Origin of the sequence: Streptomyces sp. Je 1-369 (genome assembly GCF_026810505.1) — a bacterium.
GTDB lineage: Bacteria > Actinomycetota > Actinomycetes > Streptomycetales > Streptomycetaceae > Streptomyces.
Window position 1 is genome coordinate 2,717,626 of the sequence record NZ_CP101750.1, and the last position, 18,704, is coordinate 2,736,329.

15 protein-coding genes and 1 pseudogene are annotated in these 18,704 nt (G+C 72.0%); 8 read left to right on the forward strand and 8 right to left on the reverse strand.

Annotation, left to right across the window (positions count from 1 at the left end; translation table 11 throughout):
* Positions 1–211 precede the first annotated feature (211 nt).
* From NOO62_RS12425 to NOO62_RS12445, 5 genes are all read left to right on the forward strand, one after another.
* Positions 212–1,945: an MFS transporter gene (locus NOO62_RS12425; RefSeq protein WP_268775591.1), complete on the forward strand. Its 1,734-nt coding sequence runs from the start codon at positions 212–214 to the stop codon at positions 1,943–1,945.
* Between the two features lie 128 nt (positions 1,946–2,073).
* On the forward strand, positions 2,074–2,736 hold the full coding sequence (locus NOO62_RS12430) for a class I SAM-dependent methyltransferase (RefSeq protein WP_268770949.1): 663 nt from the start codon (positions 2,074–2,076) through the stop codon (positions 2,734–2,736).
* A gap of 72 nt (positions 2,737–2,808) precedes the next feature.
* Positions 2,809–3,825 (forward strand): N-acetylmuramoyl-L-alanine amidase, encoded by a 1,017-nt coding sequence (locus NOO62_RS12435; protein ID WP_268770950.1) that lies wholly within the window; start codon positions 2,809–2,811, stop codon positions 3,823–3,825.
* Positions 3,826–4,019: 194 nt separating this feature from the next.
* Entirely contained in the window at positions 4,020–4,883 is an 864-nt protein-coding gene (locus tag NOO62_RS12440) for a hypothetical protein (protein WP_268770951.1), read from the forward strand.
* Positions 4,884–5,000: 117 nt separating this feature from the next.
* Entirely contained in the window at positions 5,001–6,011 is a 1,011-nt protein-coding gene (locus NOO62_RS12445; protein ID WP_268770952.1) for an LLM class F420-dependent oxidoreductase, read from the forward strand.
* 18 nt (positions 6,012–6,029) lie between these two features.
* Here NOO62_RS12445 and NOO62_RS12450 read toward each other — a convergent pair whose 3' ends face one another.
* A complete protein-coding gene (locus NOO62_RS12450; RefSeq protein ID WP_268770953.1) occupies positions 6,030–6,581 on the reverse strand; it encodes a hypothetical protein in 552 nt (183 codons plus the stop codon).
* A gap of 139 nt (positions 6,582–6,720) precedes the next feature.
* On the opposite strand from NOO62_RS12450, the gene NOO62_RS12455 reads away from it, so the two are divergent.
* Positions 6,721–7,014, forward strand: a complete 294-nt coding sequence (locus NOO62_RS12455; RefSeq protein WP_150167242.1) for a hypothetical protein — start codon at positions 6,721–6,723, stop codon at positions 7,012–7,014.
* Here NOO62_RS12455 and NOO62_RS12460 read toward each other — a convergent pair.
* Genes NOO62_RS12460 through NOO62_RS12470 form a run of 3 tightly spaced genes read right to left on the reverse strand, consistent with a single transcriptional unit; the run spans position 7,008 to position 10,215 of the window.
* A complete protein-coding gene (locus NOO62_RS12460) occupies positions 7,008–8,090 on the reverse strand; it encodes a prenyltransferase/squalene oxidase repeat-containing protein (RefSeq protein ID WP_268770954.1) in 1,083 nt (360 codons plus the stop codon). The genes NOO62_RS12455 and NOO62_RS12460 overlap by 7 nt on opposite strands.
* Positions 8,087–8,851 (reverse strand): class I SAM-dependent methyltransferase, encoded by a 765-nt coding sequence (locus tag NOO62_RS12465; RefSeq protein WP_268770955.1) that lies wholly within the window; start codon positions 8,849–8,851, stop codon positions 8,087–8,089. Before NOO62_RS12465 ends, NOO62_RS12460 begins: the two co-directional genes overlap by 4 nt.
* Positions 8,851–10,215 carry a glycosyltransferase family 4 protein gene (locus tag NOO62_RS12470; protein ID WP_268770956.1) on the reverse strand — a complete coding sequence of 455 codons (1,365 nt, stop codon included), beginning with the start codon at positions 10,213–10,215 and terminating at the stop codon, positions 8,851–8,853. Before NOO62_RS12470 ends, NOO62_RS12465 begins: the two co-directional genes overlap by 1 nt.
* Positions 10,216–10,429: 214 nt before the next feature.
* Here NOO62_RS12470 and NOO62_RS12475 point away from each other — a divergent pair, with 214 nt between their 5' ends.
* Together NOO62_RS12475 and NOO62_RS12480 are read left to right on the forward strand one after the other, a co-directional pair.
* Complete coding sequence (locus tag NOO62_RS12475) at positions 10,430–11,050, forward strand: TetR family transcriptional regulator (RefSeq protein WP_268770957.1); 621 nt, start codon at positions 10,430–10,432, stop codon at positions 11,048–11,050.
* A gap of 363 nt (positions 11,051–11,413) precedes the next feature.
* Positions 11,414–11,896, forward strand: a pseudogene (locus tag NOO62_RS12480) (LuxR C-terminal-related transcriptional regulator); the annotation flags it as partial.
* Here the strand turns inward: NOO62_RS12480 and NOO62_RS39105 are convergent.
* The 4 genes from NOO62_RS39105 to lanKC form a co-directional block, all read right to left on the reverse strand.
* Complete coding sequence (locus NOO62_RS39105; protein WP_321170570.1) at positions 11,822–13,759, reverse strand: ABC transporter ATP-binding protein; 1,938 nt, start codon at positions 13,757–13,759, stop codon at positions 11,822–11,824. The pseudogene NOO62_RS12480 and the gene NOO62_RS39105 overlap by 75 nt on opposite strands.
* Positions 13,756–15,459: an ABC transporter ATP-binding protein gene (locus NOO62_RS12490; RefSeq protein ID WP_268770959.1), complete on the reverse strand. Its 1,704-nt coding sequence runs from the start codon at positions 15,457–15,459 to the stop codon at positions 13,756–13,758. The genes NOO62_RS39105 and NOO62_RS12490 overlap by 4 nt, the downstream gene beginning before the upstream one ends.
* Positions 15,460–15,596: 137 nt before the next feature.
* Positions 15,597–15,722, reverse strand: coding sequence for a SapB/AmfS family lanthipeptide (locus tag NOO62_RS12495; RefSeq protein WP_150218913.1), 126 nt, complete (start codon positions 15,720–15,722; stop codon positions 15,597–15,599).
* 56 nt (positions 15,723–15,778) lie between these two features.
* Entirely contained in the window at positions 15,779–18,493 is a 2,715-nt protein-coding gene (gene lanKC, locus NOO62_RS12500) for a class III lanthionine synthetase LanKC (RefSeq protein ID WP_268770960.1), read from the reverse strand.
* Positions 18,494–18,704 lie beyond the last annotated feature (211 nt).

Genomic DNA, 18,704 nt, shown 5'->3' on the forward strand with positions numbered 1-18,704 from the left:
TAGAACACGTTCCATTCTGACGGAAGGTCAGGTGACTGCGGAGTGCCGCCGCGGCAGAAGACCCGCCTGATGACTCGGTTAACAAACGGTCAAGAATTCCCCTCGTACGACATCCGTCGGAATAGTCGCCCAGGGAAACAGGTTCGACCTACACACACGTTCCCGCTCCTGCCGAGCCCGACCTTCCGCCCGGAGGCCCCAAGCAATGTCGATGTCGATGTCGACGAACCATCCACGCGGCATACGCGGGGTCGTCCCCGTGCTCGCCTTCTCCGGCATCGTCGTCGCGGTGATGCAGACCCTTCTCGTGCCGGTCATCAAGGACCTGCCCGAGCTGCTGAGCACCTCGCCGTCCAACGCCACCTGGGTCATGACGTCGACCCTCCTCGCCGGCGCCGTCTCCACGCCGATCATGGGCCGCCTCGGCGACCTGTACGGCAAGCGGAAGATGCTGCTCAGCAGCCTTGCCGTGATGGTCGTGGGCTCGCTGGTCTGCGGTTTCACCGACGATCTCGTCGTGATGATCGTGGGCCGCGCGCTCCAGGGCTTCGCGATGGGCGCCATCCCGCTCGGCATCGGCCTGATGCGCGACGAGCTGCCCCGCGAGAAGCTCGGCTCGGCGATGGCCCTGATGAGCTCCTCCATCGGCGTCGGCGGCGGCCTCGCCCTGCCCGTCGCCGCGCTGACCGCGCAGCACGCCGACTGGCACGCCCTGTTCTTCGGCGCCGCGGGTCTCGGCGTCGTCTCGATCGCACTGACCCTCGTGTTCGTCCCCGAGAGCCCGGTCCGCGCCCAGGGCACCTTCGACGTGCTCGGCGCGATCGGCCTCTCCGCCGGACTCGTCCTGTTCCTGCTGCCCATCACCAAGGGCAGCGACTGGGGCTGGAGCGACCCCACCACTCTCGGCCTCTTCGGCGCCGCGGCCGTCGTCCTCGTCCTGTGGGGCGTGATGGAGCTGCGCGTCAAGGCCCCGCTGGTCGACCTGCGCACCACCGCCCGCCGCTCGGTGCTCTTCACCAACCTCGCCTCGATCATGGTCGGCGTCGCCTTCTACGCCGTCTCGCTCGTCCTGCCCCAGCTCCTCCAGCTGCCGACCGCGACCGGCTACGGCCTCGGCCAGTCGATGGTCGTGGCGGGCCTGTGCGTGATGCCGCTCGGCCTGACCATGATGTTCACCGCGCCGGTCTACGCCCGTCTGTCGGCGAAGTACGGCCCGAAGGTGACCCTCATCCTCGGCATGCTGATCATCGCGATCGGCTACGGCGCCGGGCTCGGCCTGATGAGCGCCGCCTGGCAGACCATCGTCATCTCGGTGCTGCTCGGCGCGGGCATCGGCCTCGCCTACTCCTCGCTGCCCGCGCTCATCATCGGCTCGGTCGACCCGTCCGAGACCGGCGCGGCCAACGGCCTCAACACCCTGATGCGCTCGATCGGCACGTCGGTGTCGAGCGCCGTGATCGGCATGGTCCTGGCCAACACCGCTCACCACGTCGGTGGCGTCGCCGTACCGACCATGCACGGCTTCCGCGTCTCGTTCCTGATCGCCGGTGGCGCGGTCGTCGTCGGTCTGTTCTTCGCGCTGATGCTGCCCTCCGCGCGCCGTCCGGCCACCACGCAGCTGCGGGCCAGCAGCGAGGAGGACGCGAACCTGGAGCGCGCGGTCCAGGTGCTCGCGGGCTTCCACGGGCAGGTGCGGGGCGCGGACGGGACGCCCGTCCCCCGCGCCAAGGTGACGCTGATCGACCGCAGCGGCCGTCAGGCGGGCGCTGCGCTCACGGACGACGGCGGGCGGTACGAGCTGGCCGTGCCCGGCGACGGTTCGTACGTCCTCGCCGTGCGGGCCACGGGCCACGGCCCGCTGGCGTCCGCGGCGGCCCACCCCGGCCAGGACCGCCCGGTCGAGCTGGACCTGTCGCTGCCGGGCAGCAGCGACGTACCGGCCTGAACGGACCAGCACCTGAACGACCAGCACCCGAACCACGAAGCACGCACCCCCGTCACGCCCGTGGCGGGGGTGCCGTGCATCATGGGCGGCCATACCCGCGTACGACCACCTGACCCGGAGGAACCCCCATGGCCGCCGTCGCCGAGCCCGCGCCCGAGCCGGAGATCCTCGCCGCCTTCGAGGCCGCCAAGGGCTTCATGCCGCGCGGCGAGGGGCTCGCGCTGTACGCGGCCGCGACGGAGGCCGCCGCGCTCGGGCTCCCGCTCCTGGAGGTCGGCACGTACTGCGGCCGCTCCACGATCCTGCTCGCCGACGCGGCGCGGCGGGCCGGGGTGACCGCGATCACCGTCGACCACCACCGCGGCAGCGAGGAGCAGCAGCCCGGCTGGGAGTACCACGACCCGGAGACGGTGGACCCCGAGGTCGGCCGGATGGACACGCTGCCCACCTTCCGCCGCACCCTGCACAAGGCAGGCCTTGAGGACCACGTGATCGCGGTCGTCGGGCGCTCGCCGCAGGTGGCGAAGGCGTGGGGCGGCGCGCTCGGCCTGGTCTTCATCGACGGCGGCCACACGGACGAGCACGCCACGGCCGACTACGAGGGCTGGGCGCCGCACGTCGCCGAGGGCGGGCTGCTCGTCATCCACGACGTGTTCCCCGACCCGGTCGACATCATGACCGGGCAGGCGCCGTACCGCGTCTACCTCAGGGCTCTGGAGTCCGGTGCGTTCACGGAGGTCGCGGTGGCGGACTCGCTGCGCGTGCTGCGGCGCACGGCGCCGGGGATCTGACCCCAGCGGGAGCGACGGGTATCCGACCTCAACAGGAGCGAGGGGCCCGGCCTCGCGGATAGGCTCGCCCTCGTGTCGTACGTAGGTCCGGAATTCGATCCCTCCCAGCCGCCCCGGCGCAGCGTCCGCCGACCGCTGACGGTGGCCGTCGCCGCGCTGGTCCCGACCTGTCTGGCGGGCTATCTCGTCTACCAGGCGACAAGCGGGCCCGACGGGAACGAACCGGCGAGATCGCTGCCCGCATCGTCGAGCGCGTCCACCGACCAGGACGCGCCGTCCGCCTCCTCCTCTTCCGGAACCAGCCCCTCCGACAAGGCCAAGGAAAAGGACAAGAACGACAAGGACGGCAAGAGCGGGGACTCCGACGACAACGATTCGGCCACGAAGCCGTCCGGTGGCCGTCCCGCCGCCAACGGCCCCCTCAAGGGCAAGGTCGTCGTGATCGACCCCGGCCACAACCCCGGCAACTTCCGCCACGCGTCGGACATCAACCGGCAGGTGGACATCGGGACGAACCGCAAGGAGTGCGACACGACGGGCACGTCCACCAACCACGGCTACACCGAGGCGAAGTTCACCCTGGACGTCGCGCACCGGCTGCGGTCGCTGCTCGAGAAGCAGGGCGTCACGGTCAAGTTCACGCAGGACGGCGACCGCCCGTGGGGCCCGTGCGTCGACGAGCGCGCCCGCATCGGCAACAAGGCGCACGCCGACGCGGTGGTCTCCATCCACGCCGACGGCTCGGGCGCGGGCAACCGCGGCTACCACGTGATCATGCCGGGGAAGGTGCGGTCGGGTTCGGCCGACACCTCGGCGATCGTCGCGCCCTCGAAGGAGCTGGGCGAGCGCATCGCCGGGAAGTTCGTGAGCGTGACGGGCAGCGCGCCCTCCAACTACATCGGCGGCGGCACGGGCCTGGACACCCGCACGGACCTCGGGGGCCTCAACCTCTCCACGGTTCCCAAGGTGTTCATCGAGTGCGGGAACATGCGGGACGCGAAGGACGAGGCCCTGCTGACGAGCTCCGCGTGGCGCCAGAAGGCGGCGCAGGGGATTTCTGAGGGAATCGCGGGGTTCCTGCGGAAGTAGGGGCGTAAGCGGAGGTGAACGTCTTCGCCATGAAGCGTGGACGTCTTTATCCCGAGCAGACACCCCGCACGTCCGGACGATATTGTCCTCCCTACGATGAGGGGCCACCCCCGCGCTTCGCGCACCGCGACACGACCGCGACTACGGCGACAGCGACGCCTCCACTGACGAGACGACTGACGAAGGACCCTGAAGTGAATTTCCGCTCCCTCACTCGAGGCGACGGCGTGGTGATCGGAGCAGCGGTGTTGCTCTTCATCGCCTCGTTCCTCAACACCCTCGACATCGACGGCCTTCCCGATGACAAGCTGCCGAACGCCTGGGAAAACGGCAACCTGCTGCTGAGCGTGTACCTGCTCGGCATCATCGGTGCGGCCCTCATCGTCGTCGGCCGCGCGCTGCCGCAGCAGCGCAAGGTCGCGGGCCTCGACCTCGGCCAGCTCGGCGTGGCCTTCGCCATCGCCTCCGCGTGGAGCTCGCTCGGTGCGATCTTCGACACCGACCAGTCCTACAACTTCGTCTTCGACAGCTCGCTCGGCCGCGGAGACTCCCCGGACGCCGGTGTCGGCCTCATCCTCGGCCTGATCGGCGCCCTCGTGCTCGCCGCCGGTGCGGTCGCCGGGCTGATCGTTCCTGCGCTGAAGGCTCCCCTCATGGGCGGCCCGAAGCCGATGGCCCCGCAGCCCTACGGCGGTCAGCCGCAGGGTGGCTACGGCTACCCGGGCGCCGGTGCGGGTCAGCCGCAGCCGGGTGCCCCGTACGGCGCTCAGCCGGGCCAGCCGCAGGGTCAGTCCTTCGGTGGCCAGCCGCAGCCGCAGGCCGGGCAGACCCCGCCGCCCGCGCAGGCGCAGCCCGCCGGTGACTTCTCGCCGTTCTGGTTCGCCGTGCCGGTGCCGCGTCCGCTGTACGCGGAGGACGGCTCGCCGACGCCGATCGCCGAGCTGGCGCCGGGCACCTGGTACCTGGCCGTCGAGCAGCGCGGTCCCGGTCTGGTGGCCCAGACGCAGGACGGCCGTCGCGGCGTCCTGCAGGACACCACGGGGATCCAGCGCGGCTGATCCCCCCGCACTCGCGGTACCGCGGCCCCTCGCCCTTCCGGGCGGGGGGCCGTTGTCGTACAGTCCCTCCCCTACGGACCACCTGACACACCATCAGTTCGCCAGGGAGGCAGGCCTATGCGGCTCGGGCTCGCACTCGGATACTGGGGGCGCGGCCCCGACCCCGGGCACGTCGCCCTGGCCCAGGAGGCCGAGCGGCTCGGCTACGACTCCGTGTGGACCGCCGAGGCCTGGGGATCGGACGCCTTCACGCCGTTGACCTGGATCGCCGCGCAGACCTCGCGGATCAAGCTGGGCACGGCCGTCGCGCAGATGGCGGCGCGCTCCCCCGTCACCACCGCCATGCACGCACTCACCCTTGACCACCTCTCCGGCGGGCGGATGATGCTAGGGCTCGGGCTGTCCGGGCCGCAGGTGGTGGAGGGATGGTACGGGCGGCCGTTCCCGAAATCGCCGCTGACCGCGACCCGCGAGTACGTCGAGGTGATCCGCCAAGTCCTGCGCCGCGAAGGGCCCGTGGAGGTGGCGGGCCGCTTCCACTCCCACCCGTACGGCGGGGATGACGGCACCGGTCTCGGCAAACCCCTCAAGCCGATCACCCATCCCCTCCGCGCCGACCTGCCCATCCTGCTCGGCGCCGAGGGGCCCAAGAACATCGCGCAGACGACGCGGATCGCGGACGGCTGGCTGCCGCTGTACTGGTCGCCGCTGCGAACCGATGTGTACGAGGCGTCGCTCGCCGACGTCCCCGAGGGGTTTCTCATCGCCCCCATGGCCCGCGTGAAGGTGTGCGACGACGTCGCCGAAGGTCTGCTCCCCGTCAAGGCCATGCTCGGCTTCTACATCGGCGGGATGGGGCACGCCGCCCGCAACTTCCACGCGGACCTGATGGCGCGCATGGGGTACGAGGACGAGGCCCGGCACATCCAGGAGCTGTTCCTCGCGGGCCGCAGGGAGGAGGCGGTGCTCGCGGTACCGGATGCCTTCGCGGACGAGATCTCGCTGGTCGGGCCGCGTGCCCGCATCGCCGAACGCCTTGAGCTGTGGCGCAAGGGGCCGGTGACGGACCTGCTCGTGCTCGCGCCGGACCCGCACACGCTGCGGGTCCTGGCGGAGCTCAACTCGTAGGCAGAGACGCGCCCTTGCTCATCCCTTGGTGAGCTCGCCCGCCGACGGCACCTTGTCCTTGACGTCCGCGCCCGCGCTGCTGCCCGCGCCCTTGACGTCCTTGATGATGTCGTCGAAGGAGTTCACCACCGAGTCCGTACCCTCGCCCTTGCGGAGCTTGGACGGCAGGTCCTTCAGGGCGTCGATGCCGGATGTCAGGGGGGCCACCGCCTTGGAGAGGGTCGGGTCGCCCTTCGCGTTCTTCGTCGCGGCCTTCAGCCTGTTGTACGTGAACGCGCCCGCGAGGCCCGCCTTGATGAGGGCGAACTTGCGGCCGCCCGCGCCCTTCTTGAACTTGCCCGCGCGGTACGGCTTCACGATCCACTGGTACGTCGCCCCGGCCGCCAGGCCCGCGTTGGCGACGAAGCGGGTCTTGGCGAACTTCTGCTTCTCGGCGCTGCTGCTGGTGGACGGCGCCGACGCGGCGGCGGTGTCCTCGCCGCTGCCGCCGCAGGCCGTCGCACCGGCCAGCAGGGCGCCGCAGAGCGTGAGGGAGACCGCGGCACGGCGGACGGGTACGGGGCTGGGCACGACGGGGCCTCCAGACGGGAGCTGAGCGGCCCGCGGGAGTACGCGGACCTCTCCCGCAGCCTCACCCCGGCGCCCGTGCCCCGCCACCGGGATGCGCCCGTCCGGGTTTCAACGGGGCGTTCCCAGGTATCCGGGCTCTATGTCTCCCACGCGGAACTCCCACAGCAGCACTGCGGCGCGAGTCATCGTCATCGTCGCCGACGTCATGGCCGCGATCCTCGGCCTGTGGATCCTGATGTACCTGCTGGACGCGAACCGCGCCAACGACCTCGTCCAGTTCATCCACGACGTGGCCCGCTGGCTGGCCGGCTGGTCCCACGACCTCTTCACCTTCGACGAGGACTGGGCGCGCGTCGTGGCGGGTTACGGCCTCGCCGCGATCGTCTACCTCCTCGTCGGCCACGCCCTGGCGGGCCGCCTGCGCCGCTACTGAGGCGGTTCGCAGCACTCCGGGTCCAGGCCAAGCGGCAGGTGGTCGCCCGAGAAGACCGCGCAGGTCGCCTCGTCGCCGCCGAGTGCCGCCACGGCCAGGAGGAGCGAGCCCGCAGTCCAGGTGGTGAGTTCCTCGGGCCAGACCGTCCTGTCGTCGAAGACGTAGCCCGTCCAGTACAGGCCCGACTCCGGGTCGCGCAGGTGCTGGATGGACTGGAGGACTTCCAGGGCACGGTCGGACTCGCCTATCACCCAGAGGGCCAGGGCGAGTTCGGCGCTCTCGCCGCCGGTGACCCACGGGTTGGGCACGACACAGCGCACCCCGAGGCCGGGGACGACGAAGCGGTCCCAGCCCTCCTCTATGCGGGACTTGGCGGCCACGCCGGTCACCGCCCCGCCCAGGACCGGGTAGTACCAGTCCATCGAGTAGCGGTCCTTGTCGAGGAACCGCTCGGGGTGGTGGCGGATCGCGTGCGCGAGGGCGCCCGCGGCCAACTCCCAGTCGGGCTGGGCCTCTTCGCGCTCCTCGGCGATGGCGAGGGCGCAGCGCAGCGCCTGGTGGATGGACGAGGAGCCGGTGAGGAGTGCGTCGGTCACCGGCGTGCCGTCCTGCTCCCGCTTCCAGCCGATCTGCCCGCCGGGCTGCTGGAGCGCGAGCACGAACTCGACGGCGGCGACCACGGCGGGCCACATGCGGTCCAGGAAGGCCTCGTCGCCGGTGGAGAGGTAGTGGTGCCAGACGCCGACGGCGAGGTAGGCGCAGAAGTTGGTCTCGCGGCCGCGGTCGGTGACGTCGTGCGGGTCCCCGTCGGCGTACGCCGCGTACCAGGAGCCGTCCGGGTTCTGGTGGCGTACGAGCCAGTCGTAGGCGCGCTCGGCGGCCGCGTGCTCGCCCGCCGCGTCCAGTGCCATCGCGGCCTCGGTGTGGTCCCACGGGTCGAGGTGGTGGCCGCGGAACCACGGGATCGCGCCGTCCTCGCGCTGCACGGCGAGGATGCCGCGTACCGTCGCGATGGCCTGATCGGCCGTCAGGACGCCGGGCAGGACGAGGTGTTCGGTCCGCTCCGGGCTCGTCACTTGGCGGCCGCCGCGGCGTCGACGCCTGCGTCGGCGGAGGCCTTCGGGAGGTGCGGCTTGGTCGCGTACGCCACGAAGCTCTTGCCGACGACGGGGTTGAGCAGCTGCTCGGCGACGCGCGTCGCGAGGGGCTTCTTCATGATGTCCCAGACGAGCAGCTTGTGGTACGCCCGCACGGGCAGCGCCTTGTCGTTGTCGACGCCGAACGCGCACTTCAGCCACCAGTACGGCGCGTGCAGGGCGTGCGCGTGGTGCGTGCCGTACGGCTTGAGGCCCGACTCCCGCATCCGTTCGAGGAGTTCGTCCGCCTTGTAGATGCGGATGTGGCCGCCCTCGACCTCGTGGTAGGCGTCGGACAGGGCCCAGCAGACCTTCTCCGGGCCGTAGCGCGGGACGGTCACCGCGATGCGGCCGCCCGGCTTGAGGACGCGCACCATCTCGGCGAGGACGCCCTTGTCGTCGGGGATGTGCTCCATGACCTCGGAGATGATGACGACGTCGAACGACGCGTCGGGGAAGGGCAGGTTGAGCGCGTCGCCCTCCATCGCGGTGGCCGTGGCGCCCGCGGGGGCCTCACCGGCCTCCTTCATCGCGGCGAACCACTTGGCGACCTCGCGGATTTCCTCGGCGTTCCGGTCGAGGGCCACGACCTGCGCGCCGCGCCGGTAGCACTCGAAGGCGTGCCGGCCCGCGCCGCAGCCCAGGTCCAGGACGCGGTCGCCCGCGGCGAGCGGGAAGCGGGTGAAGTCGACGGTCAGCATCAGCGATGGCTCCCGGAGTACGTCGTGGTGGCCGCGGCGCGGCCGGGATGCGTGGTGGCGGAGCGGTCCATCGCCGCGCGGTACAGCTCCGCCGTGCCCTGGGCGGCGCGGGCCCAGGTGAACTTGGCGAGGACGCGTTCGCGCCCCGCCGCGCCGAGCCTGGCCCGCAGGTCGCCGTCGCCGAGCAGCCGGTTCAGGCCGTGCGCGAGCGCGCCCGCGTCGCCCGGCGGTACGGCGAGGCAGGTCTCCCCGTCGGGGCCCGCGACCTCCGGGATCGCGCCGCCGGTGGTGGCGAGGAGCGGCGTGCCGGTGGCCATCGCCTCCGCCGCGGGGAGCGAGAACCCCTCGTACAGCGAAGGGACGCAGGCGACCTGCGCGGAGCGGACGAGGTCGACGAGTTCGGCGTCGGTGATGCCCTTGACGAACTCGACGGCGCCTTCGAGGCCGTGCCGCTCGATGGCCTGGGCGACGGGGCCGTCCTCGGCGCGCTTGCCGACGACGACGAGGTGGGCGCCGGGGTGGTCGGCGCGGACCTTGGCGAGCGCCTCGACGAGGTGGATCAGGCCCTTGAGCGGTACGTCGGCGCTGGAGGTGGTGACGATCCTGCCGGGCACTTCGGGGACGGCGGGGTCCGGTGAGAAGAGGCCGGTGTCGGCGCCGATGTGGACGACCTCGATGCGGTCCGCGCGGACGCCGAGGTGGTCGACGATCTCCTGCCGGGACGTGCCGGAGACGGTGAGGACCGAGGGGAGGCGGCGCGCGACGCGCTTCTGCATGCGCGTGAACGCGTACCAGCGGCGGACGGAGGCGCGGCGCTTCCAGTCGGGCGCCGCGTCCAGCTCCAGCTGCCGGTCGACGGTGATGGGGTGGTGGATGGTGGTGACGAGGGGCGCGCCGAGGTCGCCGAGGAGGCCGTACCCGAGCGTCTGGTTGTCGTGCACGACGTCGAAGTCACCGGTCCGGGCGCGCAGGTGCCGCCGGGCGCGGAGGCTGAAGGTGACGGGCTCGGGGAAGCCGCCGGTCCACATCGTCGCCACTTCGAGGGCGTCGACCCAGTCGCGGTACTCGTCGCGCTTGGGGGTGCGGAAGGGGTCCGGCGAGCGGTAGAGGTCGAGGCTGGGGAGTTCGGTGAGCTTGAGGCCCGTCAGGTCCTCGCCCTCGTCGAGGACGGGGTAGGGCTGCGCGCCGATCACTTCGACGCTGTGGCCGAGCCGGGCGAGTTCGCGGGAGAGGTGACGTACGTAGACACCCTGTCCCCCGCAGAACGGGTTCCCCTTGTACGTGAGGAGCGCGATGCGCAACGGGCGCTCGCCGTCGGCGCCGGAACCCTTTCGGGGGCGTGCCTCCATGGCCTCAGCGGTCACTCTCGGGCCCCCTTCTCCCTGCAGTTCTCCGCGAGGTTACGCCGGGACGGTAATCTAGAACAAGTTTCAGACTGGATCGCTGAATGATCGCTGAACGAGCTTTGAATCTACCGGCAGGTAGGCGAGGTGTACGGCCCGGATCAGGTGATTCGCGCCACGACGGGCTCCCTGCCATGCTGTGCGATCTCGCGAGGCGTAGCGGAGGGGCATCGACATGACAGCGGAAGCCAAGGCGGCGAACCCTGCGACGCCCGCCCTCACCGAGCGCCAGGAGGCGCGCCGCCGCCGCATCCTGCACGCGAGCGCGCAACTGGCGAGCCGGGGCGGCTTCGACGCCGTGCAGATGCGGGAGGTCGCCGAGGCAGCGGGCGTCGCGCTCGGCACGCTCTACCGGTACTTTCCCTCCAAGGTCCATCTCCTGGTCGCCACGATGCAGGACCAGCTCCAGCACATGCACACGACGATCCGGAAGCGTCCGCCGGCCGGTGAGACGCCTGCCGAGCGGGTCGCCGAGACGCTGATGAGGGCTTTCCGCGCGCTCCAGCGCGAGCCGCACCTGGCGGACGCGATGGTGCGGGCGCTGACCTTCGCGGACCGGTCGGTGAGCCCCGAGGTCGACACGGTGTCGCGGCTGACGACGGCGATCATCCTGGACGCGATGGGTCTTGAGGAGACGCCGACCGCACAGCAGCTGTCGGCGGTGCGGGTCATCGAGCACACCTGGCACTCGGCGCTGATCACCTGGCTGTCGGGCCGGGCCTCGATCGCCCAGGTGAAGATCGACATCGAGACGGTCTGCCGCCTCATCGACCTGACGGCGGAGACCGGCGCGTAGCCGGACCGCACCGCGCCCTCCTCCCGGCATCCGGACTGCGGCGCTCCCACATATAGCCGAGAGCGAAGCCCTGCCCATAACCTGTCGGTCGAGCCTTGCCCATAGCCTGACAGCGGGGTTCTGCACATAGCCTGTCGGCGCCCCCAAGCCCATAAGTCGTCCGTCACCTGCCCGACGCACGGGGGGCGCACAGTCGTATGGCAAATGCGCCCCCGCCCTCCTCGTTGGCCAGTTCTCTGCGTCACGACCGGGGTACTCACCGCTATGAATGGCAGCGTGCTTGAACGGAGCAACCGGGGCTGGAAGCTGAAGGGGCAGAGCGTGATTCGGGTTCTTCTCGTGCACGACGCCTGTCTGTTGCGAATGGCTCTGGCGGAGCAACTCGCCCGCGAGCCGGATCTGGAGGTGTTCCACGCGCCGTGGTCCCATGCGCGCGGAAGGCAACGGAGCGTACGACCGGACTTATGCGTGGTGGACCTCGACGACGAGGCCACCTACGCACAGGCTCCGCTCGGCGAACTCACCGGGCCTTCCGCGTTGGGGAGGGGGTGCCGGGTGCTCGTGCTCGCCACCGCCAACCGGCCCGGCCAGCTGCGGCGGGCCGCGGAGGCGGACGCGCTCGGCTATGTGAACAAGGCGAGCCCGCCGGAACGGCTGCTCGCGGGGATCAGACAGGTGGCGGCGGGCCGGCGGTTCGTCGACGAGTCGCTGGGCTTCGGCTTTCTCAAGGCGGCACAGATGCCGCTCACCCGGCGCGAGTTGAGCGTGCTCTCACTCGCCGCCGGGGGCGCGTCGGTCGCCGAGATCGCCAACAGTCTCCATCTGTCCAACGGAACGGTGCGCAACTACATGGCCGCGATCACCCGGAAGACCGGGGCGCGGAACAGGATCGACGCGATACGGATCTCGCAGGGAGAGGGGTGGGTGTGACGCGGCGACCTCGTCGTCCGGGGCCGCACCCCACTCTCCCGCTCCGTTGAGGTCCCGGTAGAGAGGGGAACGTTCCATCAGCTCGTCGTGCCGTCCGCACAGGGCGTGCGCCCCGTCCATCACCAGGACGCGGTCGGCACGGCGGGCCGAGCTGATGCGGTGGGCGATGACCACCAGCGTGCCGCCCGGACGGGCCGCGAACGCGCGCTCGGCGCGGGACTCCGCGACCGGGTCGAGGTGGCAGGTCGCCTCGTCGAGGATCGCGAGCGGGGCGTACGACAGGTAGGCGCGGGTCAGCGCGATCAACTGCCGCTCCCCGGCCGACAGTTCACCCGGGGCCAGTTCGGCGTCCGGACCGCCGAGCCGCTCTACGAGCGGGGCGAGGCCGACGGCGTCGGCGGCGGCGAGCAGTTCCCGCTCCGGGACGGGGTCCTCCCGGAGGTAGCTCAGGTTGTCGCGCAGCGTCCCGGTGAAGACGTACGCCTCCTGGGGGATGAGAACGCGCCGACCCACGGCACCCGCCCCCCGCACGGGAAATCCGTCGACGCGCACGTCCCCCGCGTCCGGTTCGAGCAGTCCCGCGACGATTCCGGCCATTGTGGACTTGCCGATCCCACTGGGTCCGACGACGGCGAGGTGCTCACCCGGGGCGACGGTGAGGTCGAGGTCCTTCAGGACGGGTTCGGCGTGCGGGCCGTAGGCGAAGGTGAGGGAGGAGAGGCGGAGGGCGGGGGTGGGGGTGGGGGTGGGGGCGTGGTCGGGCGCCTGGTGCTCTCGGGTCTCGCCCTCGGGGGCCTCCGGTGCATCCGGTACCTCCGGAGCCTCCGGCGCGTCCCACACCAGGCGCCGCAGGACGATCGCCAGGCGGGAACCGCTCGCGCCCAGGCCGTGGACCAGGTTGTGGAGGGCGGGAAGCAGGGCTTGGGTGACGTACGCGAGAGCGCCCACCAGCGCGCCCGGCGTCACCCCGTTGTCCAGGAGCCAGGGGCCCGCGGCGAGGAGCAGCACCAGCGGGAGCTGGCCGCCGACCGCCAGGGACGCCGTGCGCAGGATGCCCCAGCGGGCGAGGGCACCGGCCGCCGCGTACTCCGTGGCGACACCCCGGTCCAGATCCTCGGCCACGTCCTGTTCCGCGCCCGCCGCGGCCACGTCCCGCAACCCCGGCGCGACCACGCCCAGTTGACCCGCCAGCTCCTCGTCCGCGACCAGGAACTCCTCCTGCCTGCGGGCCAGCGGCCGCAGCGTCGCCACGAACAGACCGATCCCGGCGAGCAGCGGCGGCGCGACCACCAGGAGCAGGAGCGGGTCCAGCGAGAACAGACCGACCAGCGCGCCCACCGCCGTGAAGACGAAGGAGCGGGAGACCATCACCAGGCCCGCGAAGGTGTCCCTGGCGATCTCCACCTGCTGGGTGAGGCGCGACACGGCTGCACCGTCCGCCTCCCGCAGCCCGCGCCCGACGACCTGCCGCACCAGGGAGTCCCGCAGCGGTTCCACCAGGTCGGCGACCGCGCGGTACACCCGCCCCGTGCCGTACGCGGCGACCAGCACGCCGAGCGCCGCCGCGCCCAGCCAGCCGAGGCCCACCGCCTCCTGCCCGTCGAGGAAGCCGTCGTCCAGCGCGTGCGCGAGGGCGTATCCGGTGAGGAACGTCTGCCCGGTCTCCAGGACGGACCAGAGCGCGAGCCGCACCACGACCGGCCACCTGCGCCGCAGGAAGCGCACGCCCCTGCGGTAGGGGCCCGCCTTGGCCGATGTGACCTGGGTAGACCGCTTCACGCGCCGAACACCTCCCGGTACTCCGCCCGTTCCCAGAGCTCCGCGTGCGTGCCGACCGCCCGGATCCGGCCCTCGTGCAGCCAGGCCACCGTGTCGGCGCGGGCCGCCGTCGCCGCGCGGTGGGCGATGATCAGGCGGCTGCGGTGCGGGGTGTGGCGGAGCAGGGCCTCGGCGATGTGGTGCTCGGTGACCGTGTCGAGGCTGGACATCGCGTCGTCGAGGATGAGGAGCCGGCCGCCGCGCGCGAACGCCCTTGCCAGGCCGAGGCGTTGGGCCTCGCCTCCGGAGAGGGGTGCTTCGGCGCAGGGCGTGGCGTAGCCGTCGGGGAGGCGGGTGATGAAGGGGTCGGCGCGGGCGGCGCGGGCCGCCTCGCGGACGCGGTCGGGTGCCGGGCGGGGGGTGCCGAAGCCGATCGTGCCCTCCAGGGTGCCGCCGAGCAGTGCGGGCCGCTCGAAGGCGTAGCCGACCTCGCGGCGCAGCTCCTCGCGGCTGAGCGAGTCGAGGGGGACGCCGTCGAGGCGTACGTCTCCTTCGTCGGGGTCGGCGAGACGCCCCGCGAGGGCGGCGAGCAGGGACTTCCCCGCGCCGGACCGGCCGACGACGGCGACGGTGGAGCCCGCGGGGACGGTCAGGTCGATGCCGTCGAGCACGGCGCGTCCACCGCGGCTCGAACGCACGCCACGCAGCTCCAACAGGCCGCCGGTGGAGGGGAGTTCAGCCGCCCCGTGTTCCGTCCCGGGTTCCGCGAGCACCTCCCCCAGGCGCCGTGCCGCGGCGCGCGCCCGCACCAGGCCGCCCAGCTGTCCGACGAGCATGCCGACGCCGGTGGCGAGCACCGCGTACCGAGAAGCGGCCAGCAGGTCGCCGACGCTGATGCGCTCCTGGAGCACGAGGTGGCCCGCGACCGCGGCGACCGCGATCTGGAGGAGCGGTGCGACGGCGACGGCCTGCGCCTGGGAGCGGCCCTGCACGCGCCACATCCGGTGGCCCTGGCGGGAGAGTTCGGGCAGCGTCCGCAGGACCCGCGCCGACTCCTTGTCCTCGGTGTGCGCCGCGGCGATGGTCCGCGCCCCGCCGATCGCCTCGCTGAGTCGGCCCGCGATGTCGCCCTGGACCTGCTGGTAGCGGGCCACGCAGTCCGAGGAGACCCGCACGAACGCGCGCAGCAGGAAGAAGAGGACGGGTGCGCCCACGATGAACACGACGGCGAGCCAGCCGTCGATGAGGGCGAGGGCGACCACGGCGCCGACGGGGGTGACCAGGGCGGCGATGAGTGCGGCGGCGGTGGCGGGTGCGATGCCCGCGTGTGCCGCGTTGTCGATGAGGCGTGCGACGAGGTCGCCGGGGGCGAAGCGGGCGGTGGTGCGCGGTCCGACGGCCAGTACGTGGCGGACGACGCGGCCGCGCAGCCAGGCCGTGGTGCGGGCGTTGGTGGTGCCGGTGAGGACGCCGTCGAGGGCGTCGAGGAGGGCGCTGACGCCGATCAGTGCGGCGCACGCCCAGACCCAGCGGGTGCCGCCGCCGGTCAAGAGGGCGTCCAGGGCGTGGCCGATGGCGAGCGGCAGGAGCAGGGCGGCGCCCGACCCCGCGACGGCGCAGAGGGCGAGGACCGTGCAGCGGGCGGCGCTGTACCGGGTCGCGGCGCCCAGCAGGTGCGCGGGTGGCGTGGATCGGTCGGGCCGGGTGGTGGTCGTCGCCATGCGGTAAGGGTCTCCGTCGCCTCGTCGTGTCCCTAGGCGTTGGCAGGTGGCAGAGATGGCAGGGGTGAGCCCGGGCGGGCCCCTCGCGGGGTGCCGCCCGGGCCTTCAAATGCCTAGCCGTTCAGCTGGGGCAGATGTCAGAGGCAGAGCACGATGCTGGCGTCGCTCCAGCAGAGGAGCAGGCTGGCCTGGCTGCCGCCGCCACCGTGGCCGCCGCCCGTCATCTCGTCGGATTCCATGCTCTGCAGGTCGAGGAGTGCCATGAAACTTCCCTCTCTTTTGGGGGAGTTGCTTTTCGCATTTCCCTATGGGGGTTGTGTCACGACCCCGCTGTGAAGCGGGACCGGCTCTGGGGCCGCCGCAGGGGCGGCAGGAAGGGGACGTGCGCTCCGTCGTCGCCGAGGGCGCCGGCGAGTGCGAGGAGGCAGCCCGCCGTCCCGGTGTTGAGGTCCATGGACAGCCGCAGCATCTGGTGTCCGGGGAAGGCCAGCTGACCCGCGTACGCCATGGCGAACCAGCCGAGTTCCTCGATCTGCTCCGCGACGTCCTCGGGGGTGATGTCCGGGGTGGTGCTGCGGTTGACGTGGGCGAGGAGTCCGGCGCGGCCCTGGAACAGGCCGGGCTGTACGCAGAAGCGTGAGCGCGCGGAGGCCAGGATGCCCGGGCGGGCCGCCTCGAGGTCCGCGTCGTCCCGGTGGGCGAGGTAGTCGTCGATCACCATGCCGATGCCGACGCTGCCGTCCCCGAGGTAGGGCATGGTGCGCCAGCCCTCGTTGACGGCGAGACTGCCGTCGCGTTCCTGGGTGACGCACTGGGCGAGGTCCGCGCGCAGGGCGCGGGCCGCGAGGTCGAGGAGGGCGGGGTCGCCGTTCCGCTCGTACAGGCGCAGGAAGAGCAGTGCGGGTCCGGTGGCGCCGCGCAGCAGTCCGGCGCGGCGGCGTTTGCCCTGGTCGGCGGCGCTGTCGGCGGTGAGGCGTTCGCCGAGGAGTTCGGCGGCCCGCAGCGCGTGGTCGGCGAGTTCGTGTTCGCCGGTGCTGTGGGCGAGGGAGTCCAGGGCGAGGCCGAGGCCCGCGAGCCCGCCGAACAGGTCGGAGGGGAGCCGTTCCCACTTCTCCTGGAGGACGAGGCCGGTGAGGTCGAGGGCGCGGGTGCGGTGGCCCAGGCGGTCCAGTACGTGGGCGATGCCCGCGAGGCCGTCGTACAGGCCGAGGGGTGTGCCGCGCGGGATGGGCTCCGTGTGCTTGAGGAGCCAGTGCTCGCCTTCCTCGTAGCGTTCGGCGCCGCTCTCCGCGAGTGCGTACAGCACCCCGGCCGCGCCGTGCGCGAGGCCGAGTCCGCCGCCGTCGGAGAACTGTGCGATGTCGCCGGGGAAGAGCCGGTCGTCGCGTTCGGGGGTGGCCGAGGCGAGGATGGCCTTGACCATCGAGTCGCGGCTGTACGGCCAGTCGGCGGGGTCGACCAGGGGCGCGGTCGCCCCGGCCGTCCGACGGGTGGCGCCGGTCCGGTCCCCCATGAGGACGCCCCCCACCGGGGCCTCCGTGTCTCCCGCTGCGCGGACCGGCGCCCGCTCGTGTTCCCCGGCGCGGCCGCGTGGCCCGTGTTCGATCTCGGCCACGGCTTCGGCCAGGAACTCCGCCGGTACGCCGGGGAATTCGGCGGCGATCACCTGGGCGAAGTGGGCGGCCTTGCCGCGGTCGATGGAGAGCAGTGACGTGATCGGCAGGAAGAGGGCGAGGCGCAGGCAGGCGAGTGCGTAGCGGTCGACGTCGGTGCCGGTGCGGTCGGGCGGTGCGAGGAATCCGGGGTGCGCGACGACCTGCCGGCCCGCGTCTCCGACGGCTGCCGCCGCCTCGAAGTCGAGGAGGGAGACGGACTGTTCGTCGGGCGCGACCATGATGTTGAAGAGGTGCAGGTCGTTGAAGACGACGCCTCGTTCGTGCACGGCGGTGACGGCGTCCTCGACGGCGCGGTACATGCGCAGCGCCCACGCCGTGTACTCGGTGATGGCTGCGGGGTCCGGCCTGCTGGTGCACAGCGGGTGCCGGTGGGCGAAGAACGAGTTGAGGGTGGCCCCTTCGAGGAAGTCCATGACGAGGAAGCGGTGGCCGTCCAGGAGGAACCAGTCGCGCACCTCGGGGGCCACGCCGAGTCCGGAGAGTGTCTCCAGGGCGGTCTTCTCGCGTTCGAGGCGGGCGACGGCGTCGGCTCCGTCGGCGGCGAGGCCCGCGTGCGGGCGGCCTTCCTTGAGGACGACCTTGCGGCCGTCGCGGGTGTCGGTACCCGCGTAGACACCGCCGCCGTTGGAGAAGTGCAGGGCCTTCTCGATGCGGTACGGCAGGTCGGTGACGGTCGTCGTGTTGCGGGCCGCGAGCGCCGGTTCGAGGAACGACGGCAGCGTCACCCAGGCGGGCACCTTGAAGGCGGGGTCGCGCGGGTCGGGGACGAGCTGTCCTTCGCCGTCCTCGATGGCCGGCACCATCGTGCCCTTGCCGTTGTCGCACATGCGCCGGGTGAAGGCGCCGTACCTGACGTACAGCGGGCCCTGCCGCCAGCGCAGGTCGGTGAGGATGTACGGGCCCTCGGTGCCCTCCAGGCGGTCGCCGAGGTCGTCGAGTATCTCCTGTAGCTGTGCTTCGTCCGCGGGGTAGACCGTGACGGCCTTGCCGCTGTGGTCGCGGCCCGCGTACTTGCTGTTGCGCAGGTGCAGGAGGTGTCTGCCCGGCACGAACTTGAAGGGGATGCGGCGGGGCACGCAGTAGTCCCAGACGGCCGAGGCGACGCGGTCCGCGTTCTCGAGGGTCGCGGAGACGTGGATCTTCCAGCCCTGCTGGGGCGCGGGCAGCGCGGCTCCCTCGTCGTCCACGGGGACGAGGGAGAGCCAGTCGCCGACGCGTCCGGAGCGCCATCCTTCGGGGACGGGCCTGCCTGCCACCGGGAACTCGGTGGCGCCCGGGGCGCCTTTGGACGACAGCCGGTCCGGGGTCTCGTAGAAGTGCCTGTCGGCCAGACAGTAGACCTCGTACCGCTTGTCCATGGCGTCCCCTCTCTGCTCGGCGTGGCACAGAGATTTCCAGGGCGCCAGGGGACGGAACAGTCACGACTGTCATCACATCGCCGTGCGGAACGCATGGGTAAAGTCACGTTCGCTCATGTTCGAGAGCACAGAATATCCGCGTCCCGGACAAATGGCGACACCCGCGCCGCCATGAGGAGGAACGGGGCGCGGGTGTCAACGAGTCGGAAAC